The 14,532-nt window shown below is 63.2% G+C and carries 11 protein-coding genes and 1 pseudogene; 6 read left to right on the plus strand and 6 right to left on the minus strand.

Going from position 1 to position 14,532, the window contains the following annotated elements; translation table 11 throughout:
* The first annotated feature begins 187 nt into the window (after window positions 1-187).
* Window positions 188-355: a hypothetical protein gene (locus ACHL_RS24170; RefSeq protein WP_157672496.1), complete on the plus strand. Its 168-nt coding sequence runs from the start codon at window positions 188-190 to the stop codon at window positions 353-355.
* Between the two features lie 324 nt (window positions 356-679).
* Here the strand turns inward: ACHL_RS24170 and ACHL_RS08685 are convergent, their stop codons facing one another.
* The gene (locus tag ACHL_RS08685; protein ID WP_244266532.1) at window positions 680-1,186 is read right to left on the minus strand and encodes a gluconokinase; all 507 of its coding nucleotides are present in this window, start codon (window positions 1,184-1,186) and stop codon (window positions 680-682) included.
* Window positions 1,138-1,455: pseudogene (locus ACHL_RS08690) on the minus strand (enolase C-terminal domain-like protein); the annotation flags it as partial. The pseudogene ACHL_RS08690 and the gene ACHL_RS08685, both read right to left, overlap by 49 nt.
* Window positions 1,456-2,255: 800 nt before the next feature.
* Here ACHL_RS08690 and ACHL_RS08695 point away from each other — a divergent pair.
* The 3 genes from ACHL_RS08695 (at window position 2,256) to pntB (ending at window position 5,915) form a co-directional block, all read left to right on the plus strand.
* Complete coding sequence (locus tag ACHL_RS08695) at window positions 2,256-2,543, plus strand: hypothetical protein (RefSeq protein ID WP_050767079.1); 288 nt, start codon at window positions 2,256-2,258, stop codon at window positions 2,541-2,543.
* A gap of 346 nt (window positions 2,544-2,889) precedes the next feature.
* Window positions 2,890-4,443 (plus strand): Re/Si-specific NAD(P)(+) transhydrogenase subunit alpha, encoded by a 1,554-nt coding sequence (locus tag ACHL_RS08700; RefSeq protein WP_015936923.1) that lies wholly within the window; start codon window positions 2,890-2,892, stop codon window positions 4,441-4,443.
* The gene (gene pntB / locus ACHL_RS08705; protein ID WP_015936924.1) at window positions 4,440-5,915 is read left to right on the plus strand and encodes a Re/Si-specific NAD(P)(+) transhydrogenase subunit beta; all 1,476 of its coding nucleotides are present in this window, start codon (window positions 4,440-4,442) and stop codon (window positions 5,913-5,915) included. The genes ACHL_RS08700 and pntB overlap by 4 nt, the downstream gene beginning before the upstream one ends.
* A 367-nt stretch (window positions 5,916-6,282) precedes the next feature.
* On the opposite strand, the gene ACHL_RS08710 is transcribed toward pntB, so the two are convergent.
* From ACHL_RS08710 to ACHL_RS08725, 4 genes are all read right to left on the minus strand, one after another.
* Window positions 6,283-6,594: a 4a-hydroxytetrahydrobiopterin dehydratase gene (locus tag ACHL_RS08710; RefSeq protein WP_015936925.1), complete on the minus strand. Its 312-nt coding sequence runs from the start codon at window positions 6,592-6,594 to the stop codon at window positions 6,283-6,285.
* A 155-nt stretch (window positions 6,595-6,749) separates the two neighbouring features.
* Entirely contained in the window at window positions 6,750-7,322 is a 573-nt protein-coding gene (locus ACHL_RS08715) for a flavin reductase family protein (RefSeq protein WP_015936926.1), read from the minus strand.
* A gap of 2 nt (window positions 7,323-7,324) precedes the next feature.
* On the minus strand, window positions 7,325-8,371 hold the full coding sequence (locus ACHL_RS08720) for a methionine synthase (RefSeq protein WP_015936927.1): 1,047 nt from the start codon (window positions 8,369-8,371) through the stop codon (window positions 7,325-7,327).
* Between the two features lie 20 nt (window positions 8,372-8,391).
* On the minus strand, window positions 8,392-9,384 hold the full coding sequence (locus ACHL_RS08725; RefSeq protein WP_015936928.1) for a DUF1852 domain-containing protein: 993 nt from the start codon (window positions 9,382-9,384) through the stop codon (window positions 8,392-8,394).
* Between the two features lie 122 nt (window positions 9,385-9,506).
* Between ACHL_RS08725 and ACHL_RS08730 the strand changes: the two genes are divergently transcribed.
* Window positions 9,507-10,448, plus strand: a complete 942-nt coding sequence (locus ACHL_RS08730; protein WP_015936929.1) for a LysR family transcriptional regulator — start codon at window positions 9,507-9,509, stop codon at window positions 10,446-10,448.
* 522 nt (window positions 10,449-10,970) lie between these two features.
* Window positions 10,971-14,483: an Ig-like domain-containing protein gene (locus ACHL_RS23380; RefSeq protein WP_015936931.1), complete on the plus strand. Its 3,513-nt coding sequence runs from the start codon at window positions 10,971-10,973 to the stop codon at window positions 14,481-14,483.
* Window positions 14,484-14,532: the final 49 nt, after the last annotated feature.

The following is a 14,532-nucleotide window of genomic DNA, read 5'->3' on the forward strand; positions in this document are numbered from 1 at the left end:
CCGCAAGAGATTGCCGGAGGCGCACGTCGCTGCCTTCAGGTACGCCGTCCGTTCAGGGGTCCTACCCCTAACAAGCCTCTTCAGCGACTGGAGCGGGGAACTTGCCCATCATCGGTTCCTCCTCAAATCCGCGCTGCGCGGACTGCCAGGGGTTACGTGGGCCGTCCTGATAATGGACCTCTACGGGATGCTCGCATACACCAAAGACGTTGCCTTCTTCCTGTCCTGCGCCCTGGCCGCCGCAGGATTCAGCCTGGCCGCCTTCTCCCGCGCCACGATCGCCCTCACAAACGTCTTTGCCCTTGAGCACCACCTTCGCCATCAACAACAGCTACTTGATGCGCCGCATGTGTAGCACACCTCTTGAGGTGCGGCAGTTCCGGCTGTCGCTTGTGATGATGCCGATGCTGCCAGCCCCGCCCCAACCGGGCGTAGGGGTTTTCCTGCCAACCCCCTGACCGGGAAGGACCAGGTCCACAACCTGGCCTTTCACTGGGTATTTCTCGTGCTGGTCCAGCTCGGCTCTCCCGCGCGGATCTGCTGACGGATGGCGCCGCGGTGGATGTTCCGGGCAGGTCGCACGATCATGCTGAACGACGGTCAGGCTCCAGATCTCACACCTTGGTTATTCCTGCAGACTCCCAAGCTTGCGAAGCTTTCACCAATGGTTTAAGACGTGTCAGGGCTTGCACGACAAGATCCTGTACCGGGGGCGGCGATGTCGACGACGAACCCTGTCTCGTCGGCCTGGAGGGGTTCGTGGGTGGCGAGCTGGGAGTCGAGCAGGGCGGGCGGCATGAAGTGCCCGGTCCGCCCTTCCGTCCGAGCCCTGAGTACCTCTCTCATGCCGTGAAGGTGCAGGAAGACGGTGTCCGGGGCCTTTTTCCCGGATGGCGTCGCGATAGCTGCGGCGTAGCGCCGAGCAGGCGAGCACCAGCCCGCCGTCACCGGCATGGGCCAGAGCGGCGCCGACGGTGGCGAGCCAGGGCCAGCAGTGCTCATCGGTCAGCGGGGTGCCGGCAGCCATCTTGGCCACGTTCTCCACCGGGTGCAGCGAATCGCCGTCCAGGAACGGGACGCCGAGTTCGCGGGCAACGAGGTCGCCGATGGTGGTCTTGCCGCAGCCGGAGACGCCCATCACCACCACACGGAGCTTGCCGGTGGCTGGGAGTTTGATCGTGTGCACCAGTCGTGCACCGTTCCGTCGATGAGGCGGTTGTAGGGCAGGTAGGCCTGCTGGTACGGGTACGCCGCGGCGGCTTCTTCATTGAATTCGACGCCGATGCCGGGGTTGTCGCCCGGGTGCAGGTAGCCGTCCTTGAAAGTCGTGGACTGGTGGAAGACCTCGTTGGTCGCCGCGGAGTGCTGCATGTATTCCTGGATGCCGTAGTTGTGGATGGCCAGGCCCACGTGCAGCTGCGCGGCGAAGCCCACCGGGGAGATATCGGTAGGGCCCGGCGACAAGGTTCCCCGACCTCTTTTCTTCACTGGGCTTGCTGCTGTCCGCGCTGGCCTGTTCCGTGACGCCAGCATCCAGGTAACCGCCATCGTCGCTTAGATTCAAAGGATTGATGGGACGAATCCGCCCCCTTCGAAGGCCTTCCCACCCAAATCAAAAGAATCGATAATGACGATTCTGTTGCCCTGGGCCAGCCTCGGAACTATCCATCTAAAGTGGTGTGGACAATGTCCACACTTTTCGGCTCGGACTGGGCCCTACCGATTTCGAACTCCTCCGGATTCCGCATTTTTTCGCGGGTTTCCGGTGCCCTCAAGCGGCTCATGGACGCCAACGGTCAGTCTTCTGAACTAGCACGTCAGGTCATCCTCGCCAACTGAAACCGTTCACCCGCTGTGGTGGACGTCGTCCAGGAACACATCGATCTTCTGGTCCGATTGAGCGAAACCAATTATGACTCACCCAAATGGCGTTCGCGCAATAGCCGACCTTATCCACCGGAACTCCCGCCGTCGCGAATACCGCAGAAATGCTCGGCTACACACGCTTAGCACCGGCTGATCATGGCAAGGCCGTCACAGACCACCCACCAGGGGGGGCAGCAACTCCATCAGCGCCCGGTTCAGGCCGACAGTCCGCTCACCCGCACCCCGGTTTTGGTCACGCCAACAATTCGCAATCGGTGCTGGTGCGGCAAGTGCCCATCTGATATGTTTTTAGCAATCTTACAGATATATCAGTGCTTGGTTGGGTCCCTTCGCGGCTCGACCGCCAACTCAATGAGGAGTGGATTGGCATGAATGAACTCGCGCGTCAGCTTAGTTGCCTGGTCACGCAAAGCGCCTCCAGCGTCGCCCAAGCGGCGGCCGCCTGGAAGTCGAAGGGGAACCGCGTCTACCCCATCCATCTGGGTGACATCAACATCCAGACCACCCCGCACATCGTCGAAACGACGGACCGCGCCCTCGCGGACGGCTATCAAGGGGACTGCCCTCGCCTTGGCATGCCGCAGCTGCGCAAGGCCCCCTCAGAAGATATCGACGGCAGTCGGGGTATCAGCTATTCCCGGAACGCGTGGTTGTGATGACGGGAGGCAGGACGAAATTCCTGCAGGCGGTCCTGAACCCGGGCCAGGAAGTGCCCTGCCCGAATCCCGGCTTCCCGATCTAGAAGTCGCAGATCGAGAACCGACTAACTGGCAGCGCTCAGCCACGGACCGCCGTCCGCACCGATTAATTTGAGGCGATTGCGCCCGCGGACGACAAACCCGGCCTTGTAATAGTCCCGTCCCCAAGGGGCGGGGCGGAGCTAGTCAGCCTCCCGGCGTCGTCCGTCTCGACGGCGCCTGGCCTTCGTCTGCAAATCAGTTCCCTACTGCCTCCCGGCAACAGTATTCACGGGGGCATCACACGTTAAAGAAAGAGATCATAGTGACACGTATTGGCATTGTCGCCGAGTTAGGTAGCGAGACGCGGGTGGCGGCGACGCCCACCACCGTGAAGCGGTTATTGGAGTTGGGCTACGACGTTGTAGTCGAGAAGGGCGCGGGGGAGTCCTCAGCGTTCCGTGATGAGGACTACGAAGCAGCCGGTGCCTCGGTGGTGGGTGCTGATGAGGCGTGGGGCAGTGAGGTGGTGCTGCGGATCAATCCGCCCTCGGAGGAGGAGATTGGCCGGCTGGCTGACGGCGCGACGCTGATTGGAATGTTGGCCCCGGGGCTGCGGCCGGAACTGGTGGAGGCGCTTGCGGCGCGTCCGATTACGGCGCTGGCGTTGGACGCTGTTCCGCGGATTTCGCGTGCGCAGTCGATGGATGTGCTCAGTTCAATGGCGAACATCGCCGGGTACCGTGCCGTGATTGAGGCGGCCCATGAGTTTGGCAGGTTCTTCACCGGGCAGGTGACCGCGGCGGGCAAGGTCCCGCCGGCAAAGGTCCTGGTGGCGGGTGCAGGTGTTGCCGGGCTGGCGGCGATCGGTGCGGCTTCGAGCCTGGGCGCCATTGTCCGTGCGACGGATCCGCGGCCGGAGGTAGCTGACCAGGTGAAGTCCATTGGCGGGTCCTACCTCAAGGTAGAGGTGGAGGAGGAGATGAAATCCTCGGATGGGTACGCCAAAGCAACGTCGGAGGCATACAACCGGCGGGCAGCGGAAATCTACTCCGAGCAGGCAGCCGATGTGGACATCATCATCACCACGGCACTGATCCCGGGCCGGCCCGCGCCGAAGCTGCTCACGGCCGATGACGTGGCCGCAATGAAGCCGGGCAGTGTGATTGTTGATATGGCTGCCGGGCAGGGCGGGAACGTGGAAGGCTCAGTGGCAGGGGAGCGTACCGTCACCGAAAACGGTGTAGTCATCCTCGGCTACACGGACCTGCCGGCCCGGTTGCCGGCTCAGGCCTCGCAGCTGTACGGAACCAACCTGTTGAACCTTCTTAAGCTCCTCACCCCGGAGAAGGACGGGCAGCTGAGAATCGACTTCGACGACGTCGTCCAGCGTTCAGTGACAGTGGTGCGGGAGGGTGAGAAGACCTGGCCGCCGCCTCCGGTCCAGGTCTCCGCCGCGCCGGTGGTGAAGACCGACGCCGGCACGACCGAAAGTGCCGCACCCAAGAAGAAGGCCGGCCTCAGCCCTGCGGGCAAGGCGGTTTTGTTCGCTTCAGGGATCGCGGCCCTCTTCGGCATCAACATGGTGGCCCCGGCGCCGCTGCCGCAGCACTTCACGGTGCTGATGCTTTCTGTGGTGGTGGGCTTTTACGTCATCGGGAAAGTCCATCACGCCCTTCACACCCCGCTCATGTCCGTCACCAACGCGATCTCGGGGATCATCGTGGTCGGTGCCCTGCTGCAGGTCACCTCGGAGAACCCGGTGGTACAGGTCCTCGCGGCAGTCGCAGTCCTGCTGGCCAGCATCAACATCTTCGGCGGTTTCGCCGTGACCCGGCGCATGCTCGCCATGTTCTCGGCCGGGAAGGCACGTTCATGAGCCACGCCACCGAAGCAGCAGAAATCATCTCGAGGAGCCTTACTTTGCCTGACGCCGTCTCCGGTCCGCTGACCGCTGAAGCCATCGCGGGGGCGGCCTACGTCGTCGCGGCCCTGCTGTTCATCCTCAGCCTGGCCGGGTTGAGCAAGCACGAACGAGCCAAAGCCGGTGTCATCTACGGCATCACCGGCATGGTGATCGCGTTGGCTGCCACGGTCTGGCTGACCCTGCAAGGTTCCTGGGGAACAAACCACGGCCTGACCGGCTTGGCCTTGCTCGTCGCCGCGGTCCTGGTGGGCGGTGCTATCGGGCTCTGGCGCGCCCGGGTGGTGGAGATGACCGGCATGCCCGAGCTCATCGCGCTGCTGCACAGCTTTGTCGGCCTGGCCGCGGTGCTCGTTGGCTGGAACGGCCACCTTCAAGCCCCGGACCTGACCGGAGCACTAAAGGACGTCCACCACGCCGAAGTGTTCATCGGCGTCTTCATCGGAGCGGTCACCTTCACCGGCTCCATCGTCGCGTTCCTGAAACTGTCGGCCCGGATGAAATCCTCACCGCTGATGCTGCCCGGCAAAAACGCCATCAACCTCGGCGCCCTCGCCGTGTTCGTCGCCTTGACCGTCTGGTACGTCAATGACTCCCAGCTCTGGCTCCTCGTCGTCGTGACGGTGCTTGCCCTCGGACTGGGGTGGCACCTGGTGGCCTCCATCGGCGGCGGCGACATGCCCGTCGTCGTGTCCATGCTCAACAGCTACTCCGGCTGGGCCGCGGCCGCGGCAGGCTTCCTGCTGAACAATGACCTGCTGATCATCACCGGTGCACTGGTTGGTTCCTCCGGCGCTTACCTGTCCTACATCATGTGCAAGGCCATGAACCGGTCCTTCATCTCGGTGATCGCCGGCGGCTTCGGCATCGCCGCTCCGGCCAGCAAAGGAGACACAGACCAGGGCGAGCACCGTGAGATTACGGCCGAGGCAACAGCCGAAATGCTCACCAACGCCTCGTCCGTCGTGATCACCCCCGGCTACGGCATGGCCGTCGCCCAGGCCCAATACCCCGTGGCCGAACTCGCCCACCAGCTCCGCGAGAAGGGCGTGAACGTCCGGTTCGGGATCCACCCCGTCGCAGGGCGCCTGCCCGGGCACATGAACGTTCTCCTCGCCGAAGCCAAAGTCCCCTACGACATCGTCATGGAAATGGACGAAATCAACGACGACCTCGACAGCACCTCCGTGGTCCTGGTCATCGGCGCCAACGACACCGTCAACCCCGCAGCGGCCGAAGACCCCGGCAGCCCCATCGCCGGAATGCCGGTCCTCAAAGTGTGGGAGGCCGAAAATGTTGTGGTGTTCAAACGCTCCATGGCCGCAGGCTACGCCGGAGTCCAGAACCCGCTGTTTTTCCGCGACAACTCGCAGATGCTGTTCGGCGACGCCAAACAACGCGTCGAAGACATCCTGAAAGCCTTCTAGTACCAAGCCCATTTCTTCCGCGGGAATGTCCTCGACCGTGATTTGGTCCGGACACCTGCTCTCACCACCTATGAACCGAGATGAGAGACGATGATTCTGCGCCGATTATTTCGCACCAGCAGTCCGATTAACGGGACACGAACGAGTGAACCGGAGCCGATGCTCAAGGCCGAGCAAGCACCGATGCAGCCCGTCAGTTTTATTGACGAGATCGTTGCGTCATCCTGGGTAGGACTCCACTACAGACACGAGTTCTTGCTGCATCACAAACACGAACTATTGGAACACCACCATGCGGTGCATCGGACCAACATCCGTAAGGCCGTTTAGCGCTTCGACGCTCCTTCGCCCTTGCCTGGCGGTGAAATCACTCCGAGGCGGCCACCCCGAGCCCGGCAGCGTGGCCGCTGATGGTGTGGGCAAGGTCGATGTCGCGGCTGGTGATCCCGCCGACATCGTGGCTCGAGAGAGTGACCCTGACCTCCGGGTAAGTGAGCGCGAGGTCGGGGTGGTGGTTGGCCTCCTCGGCAGAGGAGCCGATGCGGTTGACGAGCTCCAGCCCGGTGGAGAACTTTCGGGTCCTGAAGGTGGCCGTGAGGGCCTCGCCGGTCAGGTGCCAGCCGCTGAGCCCGGCTGCGGCGATTTCGGTGGCGGACAGCTTCCGTTTCGGATCAGTCATAGTGCCATCATGGCTCCGGAGAGGTGCCGTGGGCTACCACTGAAGTGCCCGCCCGAAGTTGATGGGCGCTCCGATTTAAACGAGGACGACGGCGGGAGTTAGGCTCCCGCCGTCGTCCTCCTTAGGTTTGTTGCCTCGCGCCGTTGGCGCGGCGCTCAGCCTTCGAGCTTGGAATGCTCGCCCAGACGGTGCCATGAGCGGTTGTGGTAAACCAAAGCGTCGCCGGGTTCGCCCGCTTGGACGTCACGCATCACGCGGGACTCCAGGGCGTGAACCGCGATGATGGTGGAGGTCCCAACCTCCATCCGATCGATGACGGCGCAGCGCACCCAGGCGCGGACATCGTCATACACCGCTTCGCCGGTTGCCAGGTTCGACCATCGGTGCGTCTGATCAAAGCGGTCGGCGCCGGGCATCGCTCCAAACTTCGCCAGGTCGACGTCGTGCGCGTCCAGCAGGTGCACGACGACGGTTTCGGCGCGCGAAAGCACCGCGGACGCAGAAGAAAGTGCCGAGACGGAAAAAATCAACAACGGAGGTTCCGCACTCACTGATACGACCGACGATACCGTCAGGGCCACCGGCCCTTCGCCGGCATCCGCCGTGATGACGGCGACACCTCCCGGGTGGCCACGGAACAGCGCTTTGAATTCGTCGGCCGAGAGGGAGGACGGCAAGCTTTGCTTCGGAGCCTCGAGCCACGTGTCTGCCGGGTAAGCATGAAACATCGTTATGACACCTGGGGTGCGGAGCGGGCGAGTTCCTCGCGCACGATGTTCGTCCCGGCGCTGAGAGCGCTCAGCTTGGCCAGGGCGATGTCCCGGGGGAACGGTGCCATTCCGCAGTTGGAGCTGGGGATCAGTTTGTCGGCATCAACGAACTGCAGGGCCTTGCGGAGCGTGTTGGCGACTTCCTCCGGGGTCTCGATGGTCTCGCTAGCAACGTCGATTGCCCCGAGCATGACCTTCTTGCCGCGGAGGAGTTCGATGAGGTCCATGGGCACGTGGGAGTTCTGCGATTCCAGCGAGATGATGTCGATGCTGGAGCTCTGAAGCAGCGGGAACGTTTCCTCATACTGCCGCCACTGTGAGCCGAGCGTCGCCTTCCAGTCATTATTCGCCTTGATCCCATAGCCGTAGCAGATATGCACGGCGGTCTCCGCACGCAGTCCTTCTGCCGCACGCTCAAGCGCAGCCACGCCCCAGTCCTTGACCTCATCGAGGAAGACATTGAACGCGGGCTCGTCGAACTGGATGATGTCCACGCCAGCCGCCTCGAGTTCTTTCGCTTCCTGGTTCAGGATGGTGGCGAACTCCCAGGCCAGCTTCTCGCGGCTCTTGTAGTGGTCATCGTAGAGCGTGTCCACCATCGTCATAGGACCGGGAAGCGTCCATTTGATCGGCTTGTCGGTGGTTGCGCGGAGGAATTTTGCGTCTTCGACGAATACCGGCTGTTCACGGCGTACCGGTCCGACGACGGTCGGCACGCTGGCGTCGTAGCGGTCGCGGATGCGCACGGTCTTGCGCTGTTCAAAGTCGACCCCGCTGAGATGTTCGATGAACGTCGTGACGAAGTGCTGGCGGGTTTGCTCGCCGTCGCTGACAATGTCAATGCCGCGCCGGCTCTGCTCGTGGATGGCAATGCGCAGCGCATCCTCTTTCCCCTCGCGCAGCGCATCTCCCTCCAGCTTCCACGGGGACCAAAGAGTCTCCGGCTGTGCGAGCCACGATGGTTTCGGCAGGCTTCCGACAAGGGTGGTGGGCAAAAGTGTGTTCATGATTAGCGATTCTCCGTGGGTCAGTTGACGAGAGCGGGGTAGTTGGCGGTCCACTGGTCCAACAGATCCTTGTGGGGCGTGATGAAGTGTTCCTCCGTGTACTTCGCCTGCGTGACCGCGAGCTGACTGCGCTCGACGCGGTCGTAAGCGATCTGGGTCCGCGAGTAATCCTGCTCGCCAAGGCTCGGCTGGTAGACGGCGGCGGCGGCAGAGTTCGCGTTGTAGACCTCCGGGCGGTAGATCTTCTGGAACGTCTCCATGGTGCTGATCGTGCCGATGAGCTGCAGGTTGGTGTAATCGTTGAGCAGGTCGCCGCGGAAATAGAAGGCGAGGGGAGCCACGCTGCCGCGTGGCATGAAGTAGCGGACCTGCAGCCCCATTTTTGCGAAGTACGCGTCCGTCAGGGAGTAATCGTCCTGCTGGTACTCGACGCCCAAGACCGGGTGACGGTTCCCGGTTTGCCGGTATGTCTTGCTCGTGGAGACGCTGATACAGACCACTGGCGGTTGCGGGAAGCGCTCCCGGCCTACCGGGGAGTCGAGGAAGTGTTGGAACAGCTTGCCGTGAAGATCGCCGAAGTCTTCGGGAACGGTGGGCTTGCCCGAGTCCCCTGCTGCCGCCGGCAGTACCACGCTGAAGTCGAAGTCACGGACGTAGGAGGAGAAGTTGTTCCCGACGATTCCCTGGTGGCGGACCCCGTTCAGCAGGTCGACGATCTGGATGTCGAGAACCTCGAACAGGGGAAACTGCTGATCCGTGCCTTCCGCAGTGAACTCAATCTGCGCAGAGACGATATTAAGCTCGAGCGTGTAGCGGTCCCGGTCCGGGTTGTCCCAGTCTGCGAGATCGTTGAAGCGGCGCCGGATCATGGTCAAGGCGTTGCGGAGGTTCTCCTGGCGGTGCTCGCCCCGTGCGAGGTTGGCGAAGTTCGTCGTGATCCGCGAGCCTTCCGACGGGGAGTAGTCCTCGTCGAAGCGGGTCGTGGTGATGCTGAAGGTGAAGTCGTCTGCCATGCGCTGCCAATCGTTGATGATGGGCCGGAGACGGCCATTCAGAAAGGGACGTCTCCATGGTGCAGCTTTTCAAGGGGTATCAAGTAACTAGGCGTTGCTATGCGTTCATATAGACTTTTCCTATGGCCCAGATTTCGAGCGGTTTAACCCTGCAGCAGCTCCGCTACTTCATCGAAGTTGCAGCTGAGGGGTCGATCTCCGCGGCCGCCGATCTTCTTTACGTAGCGCAGCCGACAATGTCCGCCTCGATGAAGGACCTTGAGGCCCGGGTTGGGCGTGCGCTCCTGGTCCGCTCCGCCCGCGGAGTCACCCTCACCGCGGACGGGGTAGAGTTCCTCGGCTACGCGAGGCAGGTCGTCGAGCAGTTCGCCCTCCTTGAGCAGCGCTACCTTGGCAGGGCACCGCGGCGACGCCTGCTCGGGGTGTCAACGCAGCACTACTCGTTCGCGGTGGATGCCTTCGTCCGGATGGTCAAGGCCACTGATGTGGCCGAATACGAGTTTTCACTGCGTGAGTCCCGCACCTGGGACATCATCGAGGATGTCCGGACGCTCCGCAGCGAAATAGGCATCCTCTACCGGAACGATTTCAACCGGAAAGTCATCGACAAACTGCTCAGGGAATCCGGGCTCGCATTTACTCCGCTTTTCCTCGCCGATCCGCACATTTTCATTTCACGGAAAAACCCGCTCGCCGCAAAAGAGCGTGCGACTCTCGATGATCTCGCCGGCTTGCCGCGGCTCACCTTCGATCAAGGTGCGAACAACTCTTTCTACTTCGCCGAGGAGATTCTCTCCACCTTGTCCAGCAAGCAGGAGATCCGGGTCTCTGACCGTGCCACGATCTTCAACCTCATGATCGGGCTCCACGGCTACACGATCTCGACGGGCATCATCAGCGGGCAGCTCGACCCGGAGATCGCTGCTATCCCGCTCGAGGTTGACGAACGCATCGAGATCGGCTGGATCGGCCACGCTGCGATTCCGCTCACCGACCAGGCGCAGAGTTACCTGAGGGAACTGCGGGCCGTCGTCGCTGAGTTTGGCGTAGCGCTGCTCGACTGACCGCGTTGAGCGGGCGGGTCCTTGCCCCTCAGTGATTGGATGTCATCATTGCTGCTGCCGGCCTGTCCGCCTGTGCGGTCTACGTCTATTACCGCAGCAAGGAAGAGCTGATCGTCGACGCCGGCAGGAGGGTTTTCGAAGAGCGCATGGCCGCGCTTGAGGACCTCAGTGCCGCGGATCCCGTTCCGGCTCCGGAAGAGGCGGTTCCAAACCGCACTCGGCGGAGAGGAGACTGGGCCGGCGTACCTCGAATCCGCCCGGGCACTCCTGCGCGGCCTCTAATCCGGGATCCATGCCAGGTTGAGCGTCAGTTCATTGCCTTGATGGGGTTGGACCGGGGCTTGGACAGCTTGGGCATAAGCACCCCGTCCAGCGAAAGCACCCAGAACGGTTCGGATCAACCTTGTTCGAGCATGGTCGGGTGCATTGTGGCCTCCGCTTCGGGCTCATAGTGTCGGGGTGCCCGGCCTTCCTGAACCGCCCGGCGCACCGCACCCGACACCCCGACGATGAGGTCCCTCCATGGCGTTATCAGCACACAGAATCCGCAGGCCGGTCGCCGCCCTGGCAGCAGCCGTGACCGCCGCCGGCCTGGCACTCCTGCCGCCGGCCCCTGCAGCGCAGGCAGCAGAATCAACTCCCATCACCATCACCCCGAACCCGGCCAGCCGCGGCGAAGCATTTGAAGGGTGGGGGACGAGCCTGGTGTGGTTCGCCAATGCGACCGCGGGATACTCGCCGGAGTTGCGTGAGGAGTTGTACCGGAAGGTCTTCGGCGAGGACGGCCTGAACCTCAACATTGCCCGCTACAACGTGGGCGGCGGCAATGCCTCGGACGTCAAGGACTACCTCAACGATGGCAGCGCAGTGGAGGGCTGGTGGAAACCGGCCACCGAAGCGACACCCGGCCAGCCGGCGTCGAACCTGTATAACCCCGACGGAAGTGTGGATAAGGCCCAGGCCAACAAACTCGCCTTCCTCCAGGCCTGGAACCCGGAAGATCCGGCGTCCTACAACCCGGACGCAGACCAGAACCAGCGCTGGTGGGTTGAGCGCCTGGCCCAGGACCAGCAGATCACGCACTGGGAGGCGTTCAGCAACTCGCCGCCGTGGTTCATGACCAAGAGCGGCTACGTGTCCGGGCAGGTCAACACGGCCAAGGGCGAGAACCTGCTGCCCGAAGCGGAAGGCAAGTTCGCCTCCTACATGCGTCACGCCGTCGAACTCCTGGAAAAGGGCAGCGGGATCAAGGTGGACACCATTGATCCTTTCAACGAACCCAACTCCGGCTACTGGGGCACGGACATCAATGCTGCCACCGGGAAGCCGCCCACCACGTACACGCAAAAGCAGGAGGGTGCGCTGATTTACCCGGCGGCCCAGGACCGCGTGACCAAACTGCTCGCCGCAGAGCTGGCGAAGGGCAGCACTGACGCCGTCATCTCCGCGATGGACGAGACTGACCCCGCCAAGTTCATGACCAACTGGAACGGCTACAGCCAGGAAGCCAAAAACGCCGTGGCCCAGCTCAACGTCCACACCTATGGCACCAACGACCGCCGCCGCGTCCGGGACCTGGCAGGCGCCACGGACAAGCCGCTCTGGATGAGCGAGGTGGGCGGTTTCTGGACCGGCAACCCCGCGCTGGGCGACTCCACCAGCGGCTGGGACCGCTCCAACATCACCAACGGCCTGGGCATCGCCGGCCGAATGGTCAACGACCTGCGCGAACTCGATCCCAACGCCTGGGTGTTCTGGCAGCCGGTGGAGGACACGTACAAACAAGAGAAGGCAGACAAAGGATGGGGCTCCATCTACGTCGACTTCGACTGCAACTACGCCGGCCGCGAGGGGTACTCGAACCGCCGCATCAACGACGGCGACACCCCGGACGCCGCCAAGTGCAAGGTCCTGACCAACCAGAAGTACAACACCACCCGGAACTTCACGCACTACATCCGGCCGGGCGACTTCCTCATCCAGAACAATGACCCCAAAACCGCCAGCGCCCTTCGCGCCGACGGCAACGGAGCCACACTAGTGCACTTCAACGACACCCCGACGCCGGAAAAGGTCACCATAGACCTCAGCCGCTTCGGCAGCATTGCGCCCGGTGCCACGGTCACGCCCGTGGTCACCACCAAGTCGCCCCTGGACGACATCGAGAAGAACGCCCTGGTCAAAGGCGCCCCGGTGACCGTGAATGCCGGGACGAAGTCCGCGACGCTTGAGGTTCCTGCCGCCTCAGTGGTGACGTTCGTCGTCGACGGCGTCAGCGGAGTTTCGGACGGCGCCGCACCCGTGCAGGACGGCCACAGCTACCACCTCAGCGGCGAAGCGAGCGGCAAGTACCTGACTGCCGGCTCCGGCTCCGGCGCATCGATCCAGGATCTGGGCACGGATGCCGCAGGTGTTGCTCCGCAGATCTGGACCTTCAACGCAGTAACCTCCGGCGATGAGTTCGCCAAGGACCGCCGCTGGGTTGTCACCGGCAAGGACGGGCGGGTTCTTACCGGCAATGGCGGCGTGCTCAACGGCAGCCAGAGCGGGGCGGCCTCACTTGCTTCCCTGACGCTGGAGCAGGCCAAGGCCACTCCTGCTGCACAGTGGATGGTGACTACGGAAAACGGCAAGCAGTGGACGCTGGTGAATGCCGCCGCTGCCATTGCCCTTCAGGTCTCGGGCAACCAGACAGCGACCGGGACATCAGTTGCCCTGGCCTCCTCTACGGGCACCACTGCAACGGCGTTGGCCAGCCCGCATCAGGCGTGGGCGTTCACTGACATCGCCGACCTGAAGCTGCTGGGTGTCTCGCCGGTTGACATCAGCACGCCCGTGGGGACAGCACCCGTTCTGCCCACCACCGTCAACCCCGTTTATGAGGCCGGCACCGGCAAGCCGCTGGCCGTGGCGTGGACGCCCGTGGACCCAGCTTCGTGGGACAAGGCGGGCAAAGTGACGGTTTACGGCTCCGGCGTGGACCCGTACGGCCAGGCATTCGAAGCAGTCCTGACCATCACGGTGGGCGCTTACATTGCCACCGATCCCGTCTCGGTGACTGTTGGTGTTGGCGAATCCCTTGCTTCCGTGCAGGCCTCGGCCCCCGTGACTGTACCTGCCCAGATTGCGGATGGACCCTCCCGGAACCCGCTGCCCGTCAGCTGGGATTGGTCTTCCGTGACCGAATCGTCGCTGCAAGCCGAGGGAAAGGTGGCAGTGCCCGGAACCGCCAACGGACTCCCGGCAACCCTGACCGTCATTGTGGTGGACCGCGTTCCGGTAGCCAACATCTGCAAGGAAGATCCCGCCACGATAGCCACGGCGTCATACACCGAGGGCTCGTACTTGGCCAGGAACACCTGCGATGCCCACGCCTCCACCCGCTGGTCCAACTGGGTCAGCGGCGGCCATGCAGGCGACTCGTTGAGCTATGGGTTCGCCCGTGATTACGCCGTCTCGTCAGTGACCGTCACGTCTGCGGAGAAGGCGGCAACAAGCCTCAAGGTCCAGTACCAGGATGCCGCCGGGGTATGGAAAGACACATCGGCAGGGACCGTGACTGGCCTCTCGACCTCATCGCCCACCACGGTTTCCTTCGATCCAGTGACCACCCGCGGCGTCAGGGTCTCCTTCGTGACCACGGCCTCCTACACGAAGGTCGCCGAGGTGGCCATAGCCGGAACCCGTTTGGCCGACGCCGGCCTTGCCGATCTCGGCAGGCTCCTCGTCAACCAGTCATCAGTGGTGGGCTTTACCCCCGGAACCACCAGCTACCGGGCGCTGACCCCGACGGCGACTCCCGCCGTCGTCGGCTACCCGCTGGACTCGAACGCCAAGGTGGCGGTGCGGCAGGCAACGGCGGAAAGTCCGACGGCGGTAGTCACCGTGGCTGCCCCGGACGGGACGGTGAAGGTGTACCAGGTGGCGGTATTCACCGGCAAGGACGCGTGCAAGGACGATGGCTGGAAGACGAGTCCCTCGCCCGTGTTCAAGAACCAAGGGCAGTGCGTGAGCAGCTTCGCCGCCGGTATGTAGGACTCCGGACGCAGCGAGGCCCCTCGAACAGAGTTCCGGGGGGACTCGT

It is taken from the genome of Pseudarthrobacter chlorophenolicus A6 (genome assembly GCF_000022025.1).
In the GTDB taxonomy this organism is placed as follows: Bacteria; Actinomycetota; Actinomycetes; order Actinomycetales; family Micrococcaceae; genus Arthrobacter; species Arthrobacter chlorophenolicus.

Coding starts and splice junctions, on each gene's coding strand:
- ACHL_RS24170 (WP_157672496.1), top strand. CDS start 188: ATGCTCGCATACACCAAAGACGTTGCCTTCTTCCTGTCCTGCGCCCTG.
- ACHL_RS08695 (WP_050767079.1), top strand. CDS start 2,256: ATGAATGAACTCGCGCGTCAGCTTAGTTGCCTGGTCACGCAAAGCGCC.
- pntB (WP_015936924.1), top strand. CDS start 4,440: ATGAGCCACGCCACCGAAGCAGCAGAAATCATCTCGAGGAGCCTTACT.
- ACHL_RS08710 (WP_015936925.1), bottom strand. CDS start 6,594: ATGACTGATCCGAAACGGAAGCTGTCCGCCACCGAAATCGCCGCAGCC.
- ACHL_RS08715 (WP_015936926.1), bottom strand. CDS start 7,322: ATGTTTCATGCTTACCCGGCAGACACGTGGCTCGAGGCTCCGAAGCAA.
- ACHL_RS08720 (WP_015936927.1), bottom strand. CDS start 8,371: ATGAACACACTTTTGCCCACCACCCTTGTCGGAAGCCTGCCGAAACCA.
- ACHL_RS08725 (WP_015936928.1), bottom strand. CDS start 9,384: ATGGCAGACGACTTCACCTTCAGCATCACCACGACCCGCTTCGACGAG.
- ACHL_RS08730 (WP_015936929.1), top strand. CDS start 9,507: ATGGCCCAGATTTCGAGCGGTTTAACCCTGCAGCAGCTCCGCTACTTC.
- ACHL_RS23380 (WP_015936931.1), top strand. CDS start 10,971: ATGGCGTTATCAGCACACAGAATCCGCAGGCCGGTCGCCGCCCTGGCA.